This window comes from Devosia sp. YR412 (assembly GCF_900110945.1).
Classification (GTDB): Bacteria; Pseudomonadota; Alphaproteobacteria; order Rhizobiales; family Devosiaceae; genus Devosia.
Window position 1 is genome coordinate 1,108,464 of the sequence record NZ_FOFL01000001.1, and the last position, 20,045, is coordinate 1,128,508.

General features: G+C 56.5%; 14 protein-coding genes. 8 read left to right on the top strand and 6 right to left on the bottom strand.

Annotated elements, in window-relative coordinates; translation table 11 throughout:
* Window positions 1-191: 191 nt before the first annotated feature.
* From BM045_RS05285 to BM045_RS05300, 3 genes are all read left to right on the top strand, one after another.
* On the top strand, window positions 192-473 hold the full coding sequence (locus BM045_RS05285; RefSeq protein WP_139198707.1) for a hypothetical protein: 282 nt from the start codon (window positions 192-194) through the stop codon (window positions 471-473).
* Window positions 474-1,044: 571 nt separating this feature from the next.
* The gene (locus BM045_RS05290; RefSeq protein ID WP_092180296.1) at window positions 1,045-1,653 is read left to right on the top strand and encodes a BRCT domain-containing protein; all 609 of its coding nucleotides are present in this window, start codon (window positions 1,045-1,047) and stop codon (window positions 1,651-1,653) included.
* Window positions 1,654-1,809: 156 nt separating this feature from the next.
* Window positions 1,810-2,226 (top strand): hypothetical protein, encoded by a 417-nt coding sequence (locus BM045_RS05300; protein ID WP_170848382.1) that lies wholly within the window; start codon window positions 1,810-1,812, stop codon window positions 2,224-2,226.
* 734 nt (window positions 2,227-2,960) lie between these two features.
* Here BM045_RS05300 and BM045_RS05305 read toward each other — a convergent pair.
* The gene (locus tag BM045_RS05305) at window positions 2,961-3,632 is read right to left on the bottom strand and encodes a hypothetical protein (protein WP_092180301.1); all 672 of its coding nucleotides are present in this window, start codon (window positions 3,630-3,632) and stop codon (window positions 2,961-2,963) included.
* Window positions 3,633-4,205: 573 nt separating this feature from the next.
* On the opposite strand from BM045_RS05305, the gene BM045_RS05310 reads away from it, so the two are divergent.
* The 3 genes from BM045_RS05310 (at window position 4,206) to BM045_RS05320 (ending at window position 6,440) form a co-directional block, all read left to right on the top strand.
* The gene (locus BM045_RS05310) at window positions 4,206-4,997 is read left to right on the top strand and encodes a uracil-DNA glycosylase family protein (RefSeq protein WP_092180303.1); all 792 of its coding nucleotides are present in this window, start codon (window positions 4,206-4,208) and stop codon (window positions 4,995-4,997) included.
* Window positions 4,994-5,941, top strand: a complete 948-nt coding sequence (locus BM045_RS05315) for a hypothetical protein (RefSeq protein ID WP_092180305.1) — start codon at window positions 4,994-4,996, stop codon at window positions 5,939-5,941. Before BM045_RS05310 ends, BM045_RS05315 begins: the two co-directional genes overlap by 4 nt.
* A gap of 139 nt (window positions 5,942-6,080) precedes the next feature.
* The gene (locus BM045_RS05320; protein ID WP_092180307.1) at window positions 6,081-6,440 is read left to right on the top strand and encodes a hypothetical protein; all 360 of its coding nucleotides are present in this window, start codon (window positions 6,081-6,083) and stop codon (window positions 6,438-6,440) included.
* Window positions 6,441-7,117: 677 nt separating this feature from the next.
* On the opposite strand, the gene BM045_RS05330 is transcribed toward BM045_RS05320, so the two are convergent.
* The 5 genes from BM045_RS05330 to BM045_RS05350 all read right to left on the bottom strand — a co-directional run bounded on the left by BM045_RS05330 (window position 7,118) and on the right by BM045_RS05350 (window position 17,636).
* Complete coding sequence (locus BM045_RS05330) at window positions 7,118-9,169, bottom strand: hypothetical protein (protein ID WP_092180310.1); 2,052 nt, start codon at window positions 9,167-9,169, stop codon at window positions 7,118-7,120.
* Between the two features lie 335 nt (window positions 9,170-9,504).
* Complete coding sequence (locus tag BM045_RS05335) at window positions 9,505-11,079, bottom strand: DUF2357 domain-containing protein (RefSeq protein WP_092180312.1); 1,575 nt, start codon at window positions 11,077-11,079, stop codon at window positions 9,505-9,507.
* Window positions 11,076-13,076, bottom strand: a complete 2,001-nt coding sequence (locus BM045_RS05340) for an AAA family ATPase (protein ID WP_092180314.1) — start codon at window positions 13,074-13,076, stop codon at window positions 11,076-11,078. The genes BM045_RS05335 and BM045_RS05340 overlap by 4 nt, the downstream gene beginning before the upstream one ends.
* Window positions 13,077-13,087: 11 nt before the next feature.
* Window positions 13,088-14,560 carry a coiled-coil domain-containing protein gene (locus BM045_RS05345; RefSeq protein WP_139198709.1) on the bottom strand — a complete coding sequence of 491 codons (1,473 nt, stop codon included), beginning with the start codon at window positions 14,558-14,560 and terminating at the stop codon, window positions 13,088-13,090.
* Window positions 14,517-17,636: an AAA domain-containing protein gene (locus BM045_RS05350; protein WP_139198710.1), complete on the bottom strand. Its 3,120-nt coding sequence runs from the start codon at window positions 17,634-17,636 to the stop codon at window positions 14,517-14,519. Before BM045_RS05350 ends, BM045_RS05345 begins: the two co-directional genes overlap by 44 nt.
* Window positions 17,637-18,311: 675 nt before the next feature.
* Here BM045_RS05350 and BM045_RS05355 point away from each other — a divergent pair.
* Both BM045_RS05355 and BM045_RS05360 read left to right on the top strand, forming a co-directional pair.
* A complete protein-coding gene (locus BM045_RS05355; protein ID WP_139198711.1) occupies window positions 18,312-19,406 on the top strand; it encodes a PGN_0703 family putative restriction endonuclease in 1,095 nt (364 codons plus the stop codon).
* Window positions 19,407-19,480: 74 nt separating this feature from the next.
* The gene (locus BM045_RS05360; RefSeq protein WP_139198712.1) at window positions 19,481-19,954 is read left to right on the top strand and encodes a hypothetical protein; all 474 of its coding nucleotides are present in this window, start codon (window positions 19,481-19,483) and stop codon (window positions 19,952-19,954) included.
* The last annotated feature ends 91 nt before the right edge of the window (window positions 19,955-20,045 follow it).

Sequence of the window (20,045 nt, forward strand, 5' to 3'; positions counted from 1 at the left end):
CGGATTGCCCGCCAGAATTGGGGTAATTGCGCCGATACCAATGATTGCCACAGCGATACCGTTCAAAAACTGCGCTACAGCCCGCCTGCTTTCTCGATCAAGTCTCATGTCTACCTCCGTGCTGGTGCCGCAAGAATAGGTCCACTAGCGCTGACGGGGATAAGCGGGGTAGCGTGACGGAGGAGGTCGACATGAAGGCACCGGTCGAGCGGCTGAGCGCGGAGCTTTCGGAGCGGTATGTCCAGTATCTCGAAACGTTCTTGGTGGACCTGTGGAGCGAGCCCGACTTCATAGAGTTCCGGGCTGGCTATGTGTTGCGCCGAGACCGTGAACTGCGATCCCTCACCGTTAAGGTTGATGCCGCTTCGGGTCAGACGGACGCTGAGCGCGAACTACTGGTCATTGCGGTATTCGATGAAATCGAACAGCAAATCGACATCGCCATCGCGTACAACAAGGTGGATGCAAATTGACAGCCCGGGTTCCAGATACCAATCCCGAACGCGCCCGACTGGTCCGCAAGCTGGAGGCCGATCTGGCACGGTTCAGGCGTGTTCCGGCACATCGTAGAGACGCAGAATGTGCCCATGAGGGCGAAGCGACATGTTTGGCGTTGCTCAGCGACCTCGGGATTGAACCGTCGACGGTATAGTTCAGCCCAGGTTCTCTATCAGGAACTTGATCGGCCCTATACGCTGCGCGGCCCCACGGCACAAATCCTCCACTACACCCCTGCCGCAGCGTCATCATAGCGCTCTGCTCGGCTGAGGCAGCAAACCACCTCCGTTGCCGCCGGTCATGATTCCTCATCAAACGACCGCTTTTGGGAAATCGAAAAGCTGCGCTTAATCGCCGGACTGGGGCGCCTAGTGCCCGACAGGCCTAGGGCGGGGTCTGGGGCTCAAGGCGCCCTTGTACAATGATGAACTGAGAAAGCTGGGAGATCCGTCGCGATGTCAACGAACTCACCTCGAAGTGTACTCGGCTTGCACATTTTCCAATCTCGGTGAAAAGTGGTGAGATATTTGGTGCGCTGAGGGGGCCATGACCGAAGAATTTAACAACCGCGTCGGCGGTGATCGAATTTCAAGCAGACAGATTGATGAACTTATCGGAATTTCCAGAGGGTTAGTTGCCGACGGCCATATCAACCAGAGCGAGGTCGAGTTTCTGCAAAAGTGGTTGGCAGCAAACCTTGAGGTCAGCGGTCAGCCGCTCGTCCGTGTACTCTACAACCGCGTCAATGAAATCCTTGCGGATGGCGTCGCGGACGAAGAGGAGAAGAGCGAACTTCTCGACACCCTGAGCCGCTTTTCGAATCGTGATTTCGAGATTGGCGAGCCGCTAAAGTCGACTAGTTTGCCGCTGTGCAGTCCAACGCCGGCGCTAACTTTTCCTGGCCTTCGCTATACGTTCACTGGAACGTTTAACTTTGGTCAGCGGAAACACTGCGAGGCGGCGGTGATAGAGCGGGGCGCAACAGCTGGCGGCATAGCTCAGAAGACGAACGTTCTGGTCATCGGCGTCTATGCAACGGAGTCTTGGAAGCACTCTTCGTTTGGAAACAAAATCCTTCAGGCTGTAGAATGGAGAGAGCAAGGCTATCCGATATCAATCGTCTCCGAGGAACATTGGGTAGGGCATTTAAAGTGAGACTAGCTCGCAATCTGAAGCTCATTGCTCCTGCGCTATTAGCAATCTTCCTGAACTCTACGTTGGTCCTAGCTCAGCAAGGGAATTGCGTTATCAAAGGCAATATCAATACGCAGGGCGAGCGCATCTACCATGTGCCTGGCCAGAAATACTACAATGACACTCGCATCAGCGCTTCGCATGGTGAGCGATGGTTCTGTTCTGAAGAGGAAGCTCGTGCAGCTGGATGGCGTCGATCTCGGGTTTGACGATGAAAAGAATGAACGCCAAGCAATAGGGGCAACGATGGCGCTGGAAATTAACGACTTCAAGAAGACCGCGATCGCAACTTACGGGATGGCTCGCGACTACATCGGAAAAACATCAGAAAGGAAGTGGACAGCTGTAGGTATTGCGCTGGCGTTTGGGATGGCGCTGATTTTCATGCCGGGCTTCGGCATCGCAGTGTTTGGCGGCGCGTTCTCAGCTTGGGGCCTCGGTGTCGTGGTCATTACCATTTTTGGCGGTCTGGTCGGTAACAGAGCTGGTTTAGAAGTCGAGCGTCGGCGACGCGCAGCGGAAGAGAAGCAGTGAGCGGGGATAGCGTTAGTATGCCTCTCGGCTCTTCAAGGCCCGTTAGGAAGGCCATCAGGCGGTCAGAACCTGTGTAGGCGGTACTGTGGCTCCAGCTGATTTTGGCATCAATCAACTCGCCCTCAAGCCCCCCCAAATGAGAACGGTACGACCGATCTCGGCGTGAAGATCGTCCTTGGTCGGTCCTAATTTACTCACGCGCCCCAACCGGTCCAGACAATCGCGGCTACACAAGCAGACACGCAGATAACCGTGGCGATCCAGATGGTCACATCCACAATGCGCTCGCGTGTTCGCCGCTGATCCAAATCAGTGACGCACGGGCCCGGAAATGTGCTGTTTGGGTGTCCAGTTTCGACGGCGCCGTCATCCTGCTTTCGGCCATTGTCGAGCAACACTGCGGGCGGCTTAAGCGGCGCGACAAAGCCTCCACGTAGAATACTATCCACACGAAACCGCGCCGGAGGACCACCCCACTTTAGGCGCCGGAAAGCGAAGACGTTGCCGTCGGAACGCTGAGCCTGACGCTTTGCCTGATCTTCCATGCCGCCAAACTGCCCGGAGCTCAGTAGCGTGTCGATGTCAGCTTGATGAGAGGCTTAACTAGTGTTTGCTGGGATGGCACATCCTCATAAATTTCTTCCTCGCGCTATGGCCGATTTTGGAGGTTCTAAGGGTGGCCCAAACGATAGAAAGTCGGCTCATCGGCGGACCTAAGCATCCGCGAGCCCTTTCTAACGCTCATCTGGGAGATACCCCAAAAGATGCCCATCCACCATTCGCGGTGTCCACCACTGATCACGGTAATTGAGCTCAATGTACGCGAGCAACCTCAGACAGTGGGCAGCGTATGGCGTGCGGAGTTCAGGGCCGAAATAAGTGGGCCATTCAACCGGCCGACTACGCCCGTCAACCCGAAGGGCATTTCGCGCTAAGGAATCAAGAATGAAGAAGGCCATCGGTGCGTGAAAGTGTAGGTATTTTGAGACAAAGGAGTCGCGTGCCTGCACTTCGCGGGACCTATTCGGTCCTTGCCAATCTTTGATCGACTGTACCAGCTCGCCGTTGAGAAAACGGTGACACTCCACAACTGCCGCTAAGTTGTCGACATCAATGCGATCGATTTTGTTAAGCTGAGCAAGCTGACCGTCGAGCGTAGAATTGACGCGGACCAGACGTTCGGCGAGGTGGTCGTAGAGCTTCCTTGGAAGCTGTTCGTTAAGATGATCGCGTTGGCCAGCGCCACGTGTGACGGCGGCCGAATATACCCGACCGATTACGAGCAGCTTATCGGCGACGAGTCGTGCATCCGCGTGTCCCGGATTTTCGGCGGCCATCCGATAAAGAGTGGTGTTGGCAAGCCCGCCGGCGGCGGCGAGATCTTTGGTCCAGTCCAATTCAGGCATGCATTCCCCTGTGCTCCACTGCGCACTCTAGATCGCTCCCAAGCTCCCTGCCACCGGGTTGCTTTACATGTAGTCGGCGAGGGAACGACTAGCCTTATCCTTGGCGCCAACGGAATGGCTCCGCCATCGTGGAGCGATCTCATGGGACAGGCCATCCAATCCTCACCAACCCAGAGGTGATCAAAAATAACATCCGCATATGCTGGCATGCTTTTTATGATTGCATAGCTCGATTGATATCGCTATGTACTGCATATCAGCAAACGAGGTGCCCAAATGGTTCTTAGCGATCACGCCCATGCCCGCAAGTGTCAGCGGTCCCTACCAAGTTACGTTCTTTCGGCAGCCTACGACTTCGGAACGAGCCGCTCGATCCGAGGCGCATTGCGTTCCTACACGCTGGACCGGACAGCAATCGATCTTGCTAGCGACTTCTACCCTCGTCAGGTCGTCTCAACCCTTTCCCGCTACCTCGGCGTCTAAGTCGTGGTCGGCGATGACAAGACGATCGTTACAGCCGCTCGCGGAGAATGCCGCGGCCCCCGCAATCGATAAAACAGACAGGAACAAGTCTTGTTGGCTTACGACCTATCCACTGCACAGCAATTTCTCGCCGCCATTTCTCACTGGAATGCTCCCGACCCTCGCGTGATCCCCGAGCTTGTCTACGCTCAGCATAGCAAGATCCAGGTGACCTACGCGCCTTTCGACCATGTCGCTCCCAGCGCAAAGCTGGTTGTTGTTGGCATCACGCCTGGTCTCTCGCAGGCGACCACCGCTCTTACTGAGGCGCGTAAGCACCACTTGGCTGGAGTGCCCCTTCCAGAAGTGCTCCGCCGCGCAAAGCTGACAGCTAGTTTCAGCGGTGGCGCGATGCGGAATAATCTCGTGTCAATGCTGGACGCGATTGGCGTGAACCGACTATTTTCTCTCACCAGCACGAATGCGCTTTTCAGTCCCGGCGCCGAGCACGTTCATTTCACGTCCGCCTTGCGCTATCCAGTGTTCGTGGACGGTCTGAACTATAATGGTAATCCCGATATGCTGCGGACACCGATCCTGCGCGAGATGGTGGAGACTTACCTAGCCGAAGAAGCGGTCTTGCTGCCCAATGCGCTGTGGCTGCCCTTAGGGCCTAAAGCTCAGTCTGCACTAACCCATCTAGCCGGTGCAGGTCTCCTCGATAAGTCGCGCATTCTGGCGGGACTTCCTCATCCTAGCGGTGCGAACGCCGAACGGGTGGCGATCTTCCTAGGACGTAAGGATCCTCGTCTCGCTTCAGCCAAGACCAACCCAGTTCCACTTCTTGCCGCAAATGCCGCCCTGCGCGCCCAAATCGCGGAACTCAATGGAGGTCGCAATTGACCAAACTCCGAAAGCCTATTGATGGCCGTGCCCCCTTCACGCGCGAAGAGATTGTCACTGAGGTTAGGCGAGCGGCCCTTGGCATGGCCTCGCTAATTGCAGGCTTCGGCCATATGCAAGGTCAGTTGGAAGTCGCCGCACATTATCTTGGCGTCGAACTTGAGGACTACGACTTCGGAGGGGACGACACCGAGAAGCTATCGCTAATCCCGATAGAAGATCACTTCCTCTATCACGTCGTCATGGATGCCTACGATCACGCCTATCAAGTCGGAGTGGCTATTGCTGACGGCGTCAGATGGGACGAGCGGGCACATGAAGTCAGCGGTATCCTGACCGGCTTTCCACAAACCGATTACAACGGCGAACCGACGCCCCTCGACCAACTCAACCCCCAGAAGCTGCGGCAAGTGTTGGACACGTTCATGGCCCGCTATGGCCTCGACACCGGCTGGGATCTGACGGTTTCAGACCTGGCGCTGCTCGCCAATATGGGCGAATCCGCAGTCAGAACATCACTCAGCGGAGAAGGCATTAAGACAATCGCCGGCTCCAAAAAAGGTGAAAAGAACCAAGTCAATAACGACGAGGCCCTGGCCTGGTTATTGGGCCGACGAAATTTTGTGCCCACTAAGCGCTTCGGCGAACAGGCAAATGATGCAGCGGAAATAGTTAGTAGTCTGTTCAACGCTGATAGCGTGCCCTTTGAGGTAGCACTGAACAAGGCCCTCGGCATGCTCTCCCGTGGTCAAGCTGAACTGCTGCAGCAGGCTCGTGTGACTGATCAGTTCGTTGAACTACTGCTTTCTCCAGACCAAAGTCTCGAAGTTGATGTTGAAGCGCTTGAACGACTTGCGGTCGCATTGAAGGCACCGGTACCCGTGTTCGTGGGCAAAGCGGTGATGGCTATTCTAGGTCGACGTGATCGCCTCGCGGCGGGCTAGGTGACGAGTACCTGTTCCGAACTTGTCGAAACACACGAAGTCCAGTGCCTAACGACAGCGTTATGAAACTTCTGCGTCCCTCGAGTGGGCGCGGACTTTGAAGTTCGCGCCACTTCCCTGCCCTCAATGGAGATCGCTAATGGCCATCAGCAAGATCATTCAGTCCCTGAACAACAGTGCCCTACATGACAAGCGGCTCACCCCCCATCCGAGCCGAACCGTTGGAGGAACTCAGTACATATCCATCTTTCTTAACAGACGTGGCGATGCGATGGCACTTGACCTGTCGTCCGGATCTAACAATGCAATCTTCATGCCTTTTGCCATAGCCCCAGCCCGCGTGCTCCCGGCAATCGATCGAACGCTATATGCGGCGGACAAATCCAGAAATTCCAATGTCAACGTTCCTGAACTCCAGGATCGCGCTCTAACGCGCTTCCACTGCAGTGGCCTCGGCCAAGCGCGCGACGTTATGAACTATTTTGCTGAGCTAACATGAAGGTCCCGCGACTAGGCCGTTACGGCATTCATAGCCGTGTTTGTATGATGCTTGGAGCGCTGCAGGCTGATCTTATCTTCCGCGCTAACCGGGGCCGTACCGCGACCCAATCTCCAATCGAGCACCGTCGCTTACGCCGCACGAGATTTGCAATGCAGGGTGTGGTTATCGCTCTTTCTATACCAGCTAGTCTGGCCAGCGGCGACGAAACCTGGCGCGAGGCAGATTTCAGAGACGCGCTTTGCGCGGGTATGCGAACGGAAGTTCGGCTTGCCGACTATGGTCGAGCAGATTGCATCAGTCGCACTCATGCAATCGAAGTGGAGTGGGCTGACAAATTCAAAGAGGGCGTTGGTCAGTCCCTCACATATTCAACAACCACCGCGCTGGTCCCAGGTCTCATACTGATCTGCAGAAGGCCCGAGGACAGCTGCCTCCGCAATTCATTGGCCGCTCAAGAAACATTCGCTGCCTTCGGCATTGAAGCCACGGTCTGGGAGTGCGGCCTAGATGCCAGAATCCTCTCCGATTGCCTCCGGCGGGATATAGACCCTCGCTAATGCCAAATGCCCAGCTGTTCGAGCTGACCGCGGTAAACGTTTCAGCCTCTGCGATAGGCGCAACTGCGAACTCGAGATCTCTAACTTCGACGGAAAATGTCGTGCCCCGCAATTCCGCTACTCTTCGGTGTCGCCCAGATCTTCAATCTGACGCAAGATGTTGGGATCTCCACCGACACCTGACAGGTAGTCGATCAGATCACTAACGATTGCGATTTTCATAGCACCTTGCGGAACTGTGCCGGCGTGAGAGGACAGTATTTCTTTAGCGCTCTCCAATCGGAGAGCGAGCTTTTCCGCCGATAAATTTCTGTCTCGGACCAGAGCCCACGGCTCTATCTCTCGGTAACGCAAAAGCCCCGTTAGAACCGTTAGAGCATTTTTGAACTTAATCTTGAAACTGCGCTGCGCGACAAGATCATCCAGCACGGAATCTAGCCGGCTGGCTATTTTGGCCACAAGCGCCGGCGTGAGTGCGCCAGGTGCCTCTGCTCGCCGTGATAAGGCAGATGAAAGCGCTGATAGGATCACCGTATTTGTTTGACGATTGACCAGGGTGTGGAACATTCGACCTAAACGTTCTGTGCCTGTAACCGCGCGCCCAGCACCTGCAATGATAACCACTCTCGCGCCATTTGTGGCAAGCAGTGGAGCCCTTCCAGTTTCAGCTTCGCGTTCGAGCGTTTCGACCAACGCTTCCTGAATTTGAACCGGACATCTGGCAAAAGCCCAGGTTGCGAACAGAAGTGCCGAATTGTCTCTGAAAACTCCATTCCCGCGCCATACCTCTACAATCTGCCGCTCTGCCTCTTCCAGCCGTTCACTAAACAATCTCTGTGTGTGGGGCAGCAAGTTGGCAGGAAAAGTGCCGTCGGTACCGATTGGGCGGAAACCAAGCCCCAGATCCGCTACCCATTTGCTGCGGCGGATCGCCTGGGCTAGGTCCTTAACTGGGGCATGTGATTCTAGCCGCGTAGCAAGGCCGACAACGCCGCCGTCGTCTATCCAAGCCAACAAATGGGGCTCTTCTATAATCCTCCGCGGAACCGTCGGATTTGGGCGCTCCAGTGCGGCAAGTATCTCCTCTGGAGATCGTGGGTCTGGGCGAAGACGGTCCCACTCCAGCTCGATTGCTTGTAGGCCGTCCCAGTTCTTGGAGGTCAACGAAAGCTTCGCCCAGCTCTGCCCTGGTGTTTGGCGGAGCCGCAGCTCAACACCCGCATCCTGTGAAGGGCTGGTATCGGCGTTCACAGTCCAATGTCGCACCTCGACGTCGTCCGTCTGAACGTGGCCCTTAAGTACGAAGAACTCAATTTGGGTCTTCCCCCTCCCCCAACGCAGACCAGTGATAGGCTCAGAAACATACTCCCGGTTAGCGGGGACAGTAGCGGTCGTTGGCATAAGACTGTGGAACGACGGCCCTTCCCCGTCCATCACCGCCAAACTAATTGGCGTAAGCCGATCCAAATAATGCGGCAGTCCACGCTCAATTAGCCGGCCAGCCCTCAATGCGCCCCGGGCAATAGATTCCCAAGGCAGGACTTCGATGGATGGGAAGATGCCTCTCAATTCCTCAACGAGTTGGGCGCGGAGCGGGGGAGACAACGGAGAGGCTATAAGAACCTTTTCGGCATTGAGCCCTTCCAGCGATGGTCGATCCAACGGCGGCATCAAGCGGGATGGCAGATCGGGCGCTTCGACCTCCATCCAAGTCCCATTGTTCCGTCTTAGGATTTCAACATCACCTGCCGATACCTCTCCCATCAGCATCCCAATCGGAGTTCTACTGGCCTCGGATCGCCCTTCTGCCAACTCCAAGTTAGCTTCTAACATTGCGCGCGCAAGACGCTCGTGCAGCGTCTTTAACCCGAGCTCGGGGAAGAGCAATCGGCCATATCCATCTCGCTCGGGCGCGAAATGTCCGGGATATTCCTCAACACGTCTAAGAACGAGTTGCTGCGCCTCAATGCCGTCCTCGCCATGAACAAGGACAAGCACGGGCTTCCGCTCGGTTGAAGTCGATAATACTCCCTCGTGGAGACTGTCCAAAAAAACTGCAACTGACCTCCAAAGCAGTCTCGGCTGCGCTCTTTTTATGCCCTTTAGCGCCGCGAGCGTGCGGGACTGCGCGACTTCGTCAAAAACGGGAAGGTCAGGTACGGTCAGCATCAGCGACTGCGAATTTCTAGCCAATGCGTCCACTGCAGCATACCAAGCCGCGGCCGTATCACTTACTGGTGTAGTTAGCAGTTCTTGCCACAGATCCGCCACTCGCCGTCGCCGGATCGGCGCGCCAATTCTGCCCCACCCCGCCCCGCGGCCATGCGGAGCAAGTGCGGCCTGTGGCCCCCCGATCCAATCGCCCGCGTCCTGGCGGACAGACAAGCTTCCCAGTCCACCCTCAATCAACTTTGGCTTTGACAAGAGAGCGTCCGGATCTTCCGGCTCCCAGTCACGCGCAGCGATGTCTCGCCATCCATTAAGATCGAGTCCAACCCAGCGCCTCACTGTTTGGCCTCACGCACTATCTGAGAAGAAACAAACCTCGACATTGCGGCGATTGCATCTCGGAGCGCTTCCCCCTCGCATCCCATCGCTACAACGTGTGCGCCTGCATGTGTCTCTGTGTCGCACCGCCCTTCTGCTGCCGGTCGGATTATTAGCCCGCCGATAACCGACGCCTGGCGATACCGTGGCAGGAATGATGCGACCTCCTGCGCCTCGCCTTGAACCACTCCGCCCGTAACGTCCCAAATCGGCCAAATTGCTACATACTTGTGAAATCCGTTCGGGTCGTCCGTGTGACCAAAACGGATCCAAAGCGATGCCCCCAGGTCCGCTTGTGCGCTGGAGCGTTCGGTCATCCTGAACTGCACATCGATAACCAGCTTTTGCTCGGGCAGAAAAAACACACCAAGAGGGTTATCGTGCTGAACCCAGGATCCGTTCTTCTGCTCATCTCGAAAGCGGAGCGGCGACGACGCGATCAAACGCGACCCCGGGACGGTGGTGATAGCGACCATTAGAGCAAGAGCGCAGAACTCCTCCCATGACGCTGCTTGCCAACGCCATAGTTCATCAAGCAACCGATCTTGACGGATGAGCTCGAGCCAACCATTCCAGACAGAACGATATCGCGGATTTTGCTGAAGCACATAGTTGGGCGTAATCCCTGGCTCGGCCGTTCTGACCCCTCGAGCTGCTAGGTCACGTGCCAGCCGCTTTGCTTTTTTGCCAAAGTCGCGAACTCGTTCCGCTCTTCGGGAATGCCGCTTTCGGCCAATGCGCTCCAAATAGTCCCTGGCAACATAACCGGCTAGCTCCGCATATGATCTAACGACCCGGTTCTCAAGCGTGTCGAAGCTTTCTTGGCGAGCCACAGCAAGCAACCGCTGACTGTCACCGGCCCGTTCGGCTAAGGTCTCTCCAGGCTGTTTGACCAGCCAGTTGATTGCTCGGCGATCCATCTCCTGGACACGAGAGATTGGGGTCATTTGATGAGTACGACGTAGCACCCGCCGAGGAGCACGGTCCAACTCATCTAAAGTGCGGCTCAGTTGAAAAGCGTGGCGTACAATGACGTCCATTCTTGGATCCGCGTCATCATTTTCGTCCACCCATTGACGCCTGAGTTCGGACCAAAGATTTGCGGGGTCAGCGATTGCCAAATCAACTTCGTGCAGGCGATCCCACACCGATTCCCCGCGCAACATGAGGCGATGGGCCCTGACCTCTTCATCCGTGGTTGGATTTTGCTTTGCGGGCGGGCGAGCAGGCGCTGATGGCCAGGAAATCACCGTCCCGGAAACGCCCGGCAGCTTGATTCGCGTCTGTCCTCGCAATGCCATGGGCATGAGGCCCAAGCTGCGATCAGCGCCAGCGATATCGAAACCTAATAGCGGCTCGAGGCCGCGATTATGACTGTAATCGACAGTACGCGTCTTCGGATGATAGAGCCACAGCGCGGCTCGATGAGCCTCTGGCACGATAAGGCCATCAGCGCCAATCCTTGCTCTATGGCGCCCCTCTGCATCCGCTAGCGCCCATGGTCGAAACCAGATTTCAGGTTCGGTGCTCATTCTCCCCTAGTCAGGCCTCGCCAGACAAACAAACCCGTTCCCGCACTTTGCTGAGAACGCAGATCACCGACGCGATTGGCGAACTCCATGTCACCAAGGTCTCGCAGCAAGATCTCTAGGTCATCAAGCTCCTGCGCATGACCATCTATCTCCAAGCCGCGTAGCTTGGGCATGATACGAAACTCAACCTGATCCGCGAGCGCTACAGCATCTCCACCGCTACCATCGTTTGCGGGGTAGTTGGCGACATAGGCAAGCATCGCATCGCGCAATCTATGTCCAAACGGACGCCCACACCGTTCCATGATGTCAGCAAGCTTTTCGACATGACCGTCAATCAACTGCCGCCTCTGAACCACCATGGTATCAGCAGTCTGGATCCACTCCCGCCACTGGCTGAAACTTTGCGCGCCCTTTGGTCGCTCCACATTTGCATCCGCACGGGGCTTCTCGAACGTCTTTGGCGCGGCGAACTGCATGACGTTGCCGCGGTCCAAAACCTTGTCCGAGAGAGCTTGGGTGCTCTCATCGTCGTTCATTGTTCCGGCAAACATCACATTATGTGACGGAAACAATGACAGAGATCGGCTAAGTCCGCGGATATCGAGAGGGATCTTCGCGTCACTTCGTTTGACAGGATCAGCCACATCAGACTGGCGCGGGCGCGATTCCAAACGGCTGAGAAACTCCGAGAAATAGTACTCAACACGGGCCAGATTCATTTCGTCTAGCAAGACAAGCCCCATGTGATCTGATCGGTCACCTTCGCGAAGACCACTCGTATCGTACGGATCGAGCTGCACCATCAACCGAGCGAGATCGGTCGCACGGTATCGCTTTTCGACATAGTTATAGAACCCTAGGAGATCTTGCGGACTATCCCAGCGGGGCTCCACCGCAATCTGAAGGAAATGGATACCCATTGCTTCAGCGTAGCGACGTGGCAAAAGGCTCTTACCGGTCCCAGAGACGCCCGCGAGCACCGTGAGCTGCGAGAAGTCGTTGATTTTGAGAGCCGTGTGAAATGAGCGAACAGTCCTCTTTGAGTACTTTAGACCCAGATCTCTGAGGTACCCAGACACACTCTGGAGAGCCTCGGTCTCAGACCGCCTACTGCCTCGAAGCATGGCTGGTGAAGCTAGAGCGTTGGGACTTTGCCGCAGATCTGCGATCAGTGCGGCCTCATCTGCTTCGCTCACATCTCCTGAAGTCTCTGCCGAGAGTTTGGCTCTCAAGGCCGCAAGCCTTGTAACACTTTCTTCCAGCCGAGCCTGTTCCACTCGGGACTGGGCCAGCCCCGCCTGAATTGTGTCCAAGTCCCGCTTCTGCTCAAGCGCGTCCGACACGCCCGCCGCCAGCGTTTCGAGCTGAATTGTCATGGCAGCGACGCGGGCTTCAACCAGCTGCGAGTCGGCAATGGCACGCAATGCGGCGTCCCGCTCGGCCAGTAGTGGGCCCAGCTCCTTTTCGACAGCTAGTCGCTCACTTGACATGCGCTCGATGTCGGAGCCGATTTGTTCAAGGCGCCGTACGGCGGCCTCGATGGCCTGTTTCTTTGCTTCCTTTTCTTCGTCCAGATTGTCCCACTGCCTATTGCGTTCAGCTAACCTCTCCTCGACGTCAGCCAGTTTTTGAACCTGTTCTGCTAACTCAGCCGCAGCGTCCGCCGCGTCCCGTCTTGTTGCTTCAATGTCTGCCCGCGCAGGTTCGAGGGATTCAAGTTCTGCACGAAGCTGCTGTACTCTTTCGTCATACGCGGACACCTCCGCGATCAAGCGATCGCGATCTTGGATTTTCTGCTCGACGATGCTGAGTTCAGCGCGGCGGTCTGCCAATGTCCGCTCTTCTTGCTCGCGCAACTCCCGAACATTCTCAAAGCGCGTTGCGTCGGGCATCCGCTCGCGCCTGATTTGAAATACGATGCCAATTGCGCTCGTAATAATTGCCAACAGTGACAAAGCGATAAGCGCCGGCAAGACGAGTGTAGAGGCTTCCATCGGGCTATATCTCAGTTGCCAGAAGCGGCATTTTCAGGAGGGACATCCTCAGGCGGACTAGGCTCAATTTGGTCGTCAGGAGATTCCTCAGAACCCAAGATCGTGGCTCGGAGCGTGGCAAGCTCGGCTTCTTGTGTCCTTATCTCGCTCACAACCTGCTCGCGCCGAGACTGCAAGCTGCCAAGTTCAGCCTGGACTTCGGCGAGACGAGCGCGCGTGGCCGTCAGATTGGCTTGGGTCGTCTGCAGCTGCTCATCTGTGGCCTCAATCGCAGCCAGTTTGGCCCGAACTGCGGTCAGCTCTGCCTCGACCGCGCCAAGCTCACTACGGCGAGCGTCCAATTGCGCGGCAACAGTTGCAAGTGCCGTTTCTGCCTCTCTCTTGGATGTTTCTGCAGCAGCTGCACGCGCTGCATCAGCGTCGGCCCTCGAAATCATTGACTGGGCATCGGCCACCTTAGCGGTGACCTCTGCCAGCGCAAGTTGCGCCTCCTCGACCTGGGCAGCCGCCGTTTCTGCCGATACAATTTGGGCGGCAACCTTGGTGGCCAGTGTTGCTGTCTCAGTCTCGAGAGAGGTTCGCTGCGCCTCTAGATCTGAAACCGCCTGCCGCACGCGCACTTCCTCTGCCGAAAGGACATCCACTCTTTCCTGAGCTTGGGTAGCCCTAGTCTCCAATGAGACAACGCGGGCCTCCGAGGCGCTTTCGCGCGCTTCCGCGGCGGTCGCCCTCTCGCTCGATTTCTCCGCAGCAGTTTCGGCGGCAGCTTCTGATCGGCTGGCTGCCGCCAGGTCAATCGCACCTTCAGACAGTTCACGCCGAAGGGATATTGCGTCATCTGTTAACTGAGCTCTTTCAGCTTCGGCCTCAGAGAGAGCGACCTGAATGCGCTCTAGCTCGGCGGCTGCAGCTTCAAAAGCGGCGGCCGCATCGAGCCTTTCCTGGTTAGCTTGGGTAATTTGGGACTGTACTCCCGATAGGGTTGTTCGAGCTTCGGCGACCTCATCCTGGGCACTTGCTCTTGCGGCGACCGTATCGGAAAGCAAGGCTGCGGCAGAACTGGCCGCTTGTTGTGAATCAAGCCGTGCGTTTTCTGCCGCCTGGACCTCTCGTTCTGCGCGATCCTTCTCGGCCAGCGCCTCATTGAGCGCCTCTAGCGCCTGGTCTCGATCTCGTTTGACCCGCTGTGCATCCGTCGATGATGCCAAAGCCTCGTCACGACGACTTGTTAGCTGGGCTATCTCGTCTATGAGCGCTTGTCTTTGCTGCCCTACGAGCTCGGCCTGTTGCTCCCGGCGAAGCACGGCATTTTCTCGCGCATCCATTGCCCTCTGATTGTCTTGAACGAGCACAAAGACAGAAAGGCTGAGCACGACAACAAGGCCGCCTAGCCCGCCTACGAGCCAAACCCACACCCCAAATCCGGCCCTGTGCTTGCGATCAACCACGCTTGAGCTCGGCGTATTTGCGTTCAATTCGGTCAATACATGCCCCCATATCGTCTGCGAGTTCGTGAACCCAAAAGCGCATCACAGACCAACCCCGCCCGGCCATTTCCGCATCTCGACGACGATCACTAATCTTGCGCTCGCCGTCCTGATCAACATGCCAGCGTCGCCCGTCCACCTCGATGTTGATTTTTGCACCATCCGGATCAAGCGCGAAGTCCAGCGACTTGGAACCGACAGGATATTGCGGAATTGGATTTAAGCCGCGCTCGCGCATTGCCGTATCCATACGGCGCTCCCACAAGCTGTCAAACGGCGCCCGTGGTGTGGTTCGGACGCCCGACGCACGTTGAGCCAAGTACTGTACATGCTTGATCCCACAGCGCTGCGCATAGGCTAAATCTCCAACTACAATGCAAACCGCTCGCGCACGGCTGATTGCCACGTTCAACCGCCGACGCTCTTTTTGAATAAAGGACTTTGCGTTCATCGGAGCCATGTCCGTGAGCACTAAGGAGAAAATTATGACGTCTGCTTCGCCGCCTTGAAATTTGTCGATCGTCGATATGCGAAGGGCAATCTTGCTCTTTTGCTCGGCCGTAAGTCTGGTGTTCACTTCCCGCTGAATATGCCCAACCTGCGCGTTGAACGGCGACAAGACACCGACTGATCCGGAGAAGGTCGCATCGGCCGAGAGCCTAAGAAGAATCTCGCATATCCGCTGCGCCTCGCGGGGATTAGCGGTCCCGCCTTCATCGAACCTGGTCTGCCCCTGCACGTCCTCCCAGGCAAGACCCGGTTTGTAGTCGCGCGGCGTCCTGAAGTGATCATCTTCTCGCCGGTTGACGAGCCGACCGTTGTAAAAATCGTCATTCAAATAGTTGACGATCTCAGGCGCCGACCGGAACTGATCGCGGAGAAAGTGGCGAACGGCAAGTGGGCGTCGCGCAGCAAAGTCAAAAAGAGAATTGGAGCTTTGAGCATAGTCGAAGCGTCTAGTTTGCGGCAAACCCGCCGCGTCCATCAAACTATGCTCCGTCCGGTTTCCAAGGCTAGGAATGAAGCGCAACTGCATGGGGTCACCGACCACAATCGCGTGCCGGGCCCTCGCCATCAATGGCAGCGCCGATGCGATGTCACATTGGCTGGCCTCGTCAAAAATGACATAGTCAAACAGCGCGGGCACCAAAGGTATTCTGGCTGGTACCGACAAGGTGCTCATCGCCCAAACAGGTCGATTTTTTAGAACCGCACGAGCATCTTCTGGTGTTAGACCTCTGGCCCGCTTCGTTCCTTTGAATTGTAAATCACCGCTACGATCGGCCAACCACTGCCCCTGCTCGACCGTTGGTCGAGTAAGGTCCTGCGATGTCGCAAGGAGCAGCCTTTTATTCGCCTCGACGTCATCACCATCACTGGAAGGAGTTTTCTCGGCCTGCTCCAAATTTGAGATCAGCAAACTTAGCTCAGATCGTCTCCGGATTACCTCAGCTTCCGTTGCATCCGCGGAAAGCCTATCTGCCAGTGAACCGGCCTTTCTGCGCTTGAACAGGGCACCTAACTCCGCAATCCACCGCGCGACCGGCGAGACTCGGGCTTCGGAGCGCGCAAAATTCCTCTCCGTAAGCTCCGAGAGTTGCAGATGTGCGTCGTTTAACAGCTTGGCATCGCGACGGCCTTGAGCCTTACTCGCCGAGCGATCCAGCACGCTAAGTGACTGAGCATCGAGGGCTGAGACCTGCTGGCCACTCCGCGTGGGCTCGCGGGCGAGATGGTTCAAGACGTCGAGGAAACTCACATCCCTTTCGCCTTCGCTGTCCCGCCCGCGTATGAGCAGCGGTAAATCTGGCACGACGTCTTGAAGTCTCGATTCGACTTCGTCTAGCGCCTGGTGGTTCTTCGCAGCAAATAGGACTGAGCTTCCATTCGCAACGGCAGACGCGATTAGGGTAAGGATAAGCTGGCTCTTCCCTGTACCAGGCGGCCCTTGCACTACGGTCAGACGCTGACTTAGTGCCGTATCTGCCGCATCGAGCTGAGAGTCGGTCAGGTCCGACACCGGCAGCGGGTGAACCCCGGTCGCATCAGTTGTCTGACCTGTTAGAGCCGCAAAGAGAGATGTTTCGGTTAGTGCGGCCTCGGGCAGACCGACCAGAGTCTCCAGATCGTTGGCAGTACCTTTGGTGAAGGATCTGTCTTCGGCGAGAAAAACGCCTGCGGCATTCCGGATACCAGGTTCGCCGAGGGTCATCTCCATGGCAAGGCCGCCCGGACTTAATACTCCCCCGCCTAGCGTCGCTAGCCCATTACGAATCCGATCACCAATCTCGCCAAGTCCTGGGGCCTCATCACTGACAAGAAGTTCTGAGAGAGCGTCGGCGGTCCATTTGGAGTTTCTGGCCACTCGCTTTAGCCAAGCAGGGTTGATGCTGGGCGGGAGCGGCTCTGGCACCATGCGCAAGTCGCTTCCATCAATACTCCAGGTGACTGGCACCAGGATCCCAGGCACACAGGCATCGCCTTCGGCGGTCTTGAACACGGTCATCGGCCAGCCAATAGCGGCAGACTTTGTGTTGCGACGAACTAGAGCCTCTCGGAACGCTTCGGGCAAGCGCTCCATGGGCACGCGCACTTCAGCGTCAGTCCACCAATGACCGCGGGCATGAAACAACTGCCACGCGACACCATGGCGGTCGCCATATTCTTCAATTTGACCTCTCGGGTCCTGGCGCTGAGTAGCTGCATAATACGTCAGCAGAGCACGAAGATCCGGGAGCCGTCCGTCTTCGATCTCCGGGGCCGTCTCTGGAGGTTCTGTAGGAACTGACCTAACGCTAGCCGAAACGCCGTAAAGGACACCTGCCTTGCCTGCATTCTGGACGTTTACATCTCGCGGCTCTTTCTGATTTTGGGCAGCTGGCACACGGATGACAGACCACCTCCCGTCGGGGTTGTGCCGCACCTCGCCACGCTGAACCAGCGCATTCAAGCCATCGAGTAGGTCACTCGGCGCGACTCGGATGCCCGAAGATCTCAAACGCCAAAGCAATTGAGAATTCGACACCCCCCGCGGGTGCATCTCAAGCATGCGACGGATGGTAATATCGATCACGTTAAACACTTAATCTGGAATAATTCAGCACACTATTGTCGAGCGTGTCGTCTCGCAACGCAGCATTCGCGATACGCACCGGAATATTGCCTCAAGCGTCTGCTAAAGCTTGAAGATCTGTGCTTGTGAGAACCTTAAGCTGACCGCGAAAAGCTCATTGAGGTGGGAAACTATCACGCTCGTTCATTTAGTCCCAGCTCAACCTAGGCATCTCCCGCGCAGTTTCCAGCTCCCCCACCCGCTACCAGTCACAGCAAACGCTACAGCCCTAAGCCTATAAGGAGCGGCGCAAAGGTACTTTGGCCTGCACAATCACCTAGCGTAACGCTGTATTATCAAGAGCCTGCCCCCTGATAATGCCACTCTGAGCTGTCTCATCCTCTCAGAAGCTGAGCTCTGCTACACTACACTCCCACAATCTAGCTACCTACCTCGATCCGCTTTCCCTTACGTTCGCCGCTCTTGTAGACAATGCCCTTAACTGCTCGCGACACTTCGAGCATTCACACTGCATAATCCACACTCAGCAACTCCACTGCAGTTCAGTCAGAACTTGAGTAGCAGAGCGCAGACAGCTAAGGTTTTGCGGCACCTTCTCATGTGCAGCTAACGGCGCCTTCCTGACGAAACAAATTGGCTGCAACGATGAATCGTATCTCCTCAAAAGGAGAGTTCATGAGCAATCAACTTGTCCCGATCGGCACTGCATCTACCGCCTATGCCGATCATTACATGCTACCTCGGCTCGACGTCGTACCGCTGGTTCCAGAAGCCGTGCTTCGTCGCCACAAGGTCTATGTCCCTACCGATCTGAGGTTTCGAAGCGCCGCCCGCCTTCTCCAGGCCCTTTGGCGCAAAGATCGGAACCTCTCTATTGGCTCTTACATTGACGGCAACGACAAAAGGCACAAGCTAGGGTCACGCCTAGCGCCGGCAAACGCAGCAGCAGGCGCCAATTTCCTCTCGCCTGCGATTGTTGAGGTGGTGCGCCGATCACTCATTTTCCGAGAGATCGGAGCACTCTTTGAAGTCGAACGCCTCACCAGCAACCTGCTCTCGTCAATGCCTTTGACATTCAATCTGTTCGCTGCTTTGAAGCTCGATTTGGATGCGGCAAGCCGTTTCATCGCAACGCTTCTACCGGGCACTTTGGTCGAGGTAGAGGACATTCGGTTCGAGCACTCCCCGGGTCGTGGCAACGCACTTTTCACCGGCGACTACACCGCCTTTGACGTCATCATCAGAGGACGGACGCCCCTAGGGCAGCGCGGTTTCATAGCCGTTGAAGTCAAATACTCCGAAGGGATGTTCGAGCCGGCCCCAAGCGTCATCAACCCAAGACACTTTGCGATTTCCAATGAGGCACGCCTCTTCGTCGATTTGGAAGCCGTGGAGGTCTCGAAGTCTCCATATCAGCAACTCTTTCGTGAGCACTGCCTCGCTCAAAGCATGCTCGATGCCGAACTTTATGATGTCGGCTGGTTCATGCTGATCGGCCCTAATGACAACCATCTGGTTCAGAACGCAGCTAAGGCCTACGCCGATTGCCTCGACCAGACCCAAGACGGTGTGGTCCGGTTCGTCAACTGCACTCTCGAGGAGTGCTTCGACACTATGGTTGAGATCGGCGACAGGGAGCTCGGCTTTGCCCTCAGCCGCCGGTACACGGACTTCCACCAGGTGGCAGGAGAGATCGAACTGTCGGCCGCCCCCCTTCCCACCGGCCGCTCACGCGGCCGCACCAAGAAGCCCGCTGCCCTGCCCGCATAGCCCGTCGTTTCTCGGCAGATCTTGGTCGCCGCTCTCAGAGCGGACGGCCACATCATGGCCAATAAGGATTCTCTATGATTAGTTCTAAAGCTCTTATCGCCTGTGCCATCATTGCGACCGCTCATATGCTAGCACCGCAGGCCAATGCCCAGAGTCGCCTTCCTCCTTCGGTCAGCGCTACTACATTCACGCTGGGTCTGATGCTTGGCTGCGTTGTCCGAGCACAGACCTACCTAGAGGTTAGTAGGGCAAACCTTGCAGCGGCCGGGCTTGACCTCCCGCCGACTTATGGAGATCTGGACCTCGTTATCGGTGTTCATACCGCCCCCTTTGTAGCAGACCTCAACCAGGCCCTTTCTTCGCTATCAGGCTCGGACTACAACGCTGCGCTTCAAGACAAACTGATCTCTGACATCGCGCGTCTTGAATATGGCAGCCCCTATGGCGGCGCCGCCATGTACAATGAGAGTTGGGGGCAGATGGCGGCTTGTGGGTATCAATTCCACATTCATGGGATCTATGCCGCATATCCCCCCACTTCACCTTAGGGCAGTGCCGCCGTTCGGTCTTAGCTGGCCTCAGCATAGGTGACACTCCAACCTTAGCCAGCGGCTTCGCTGGTAATCTAGCAGTGAAGCC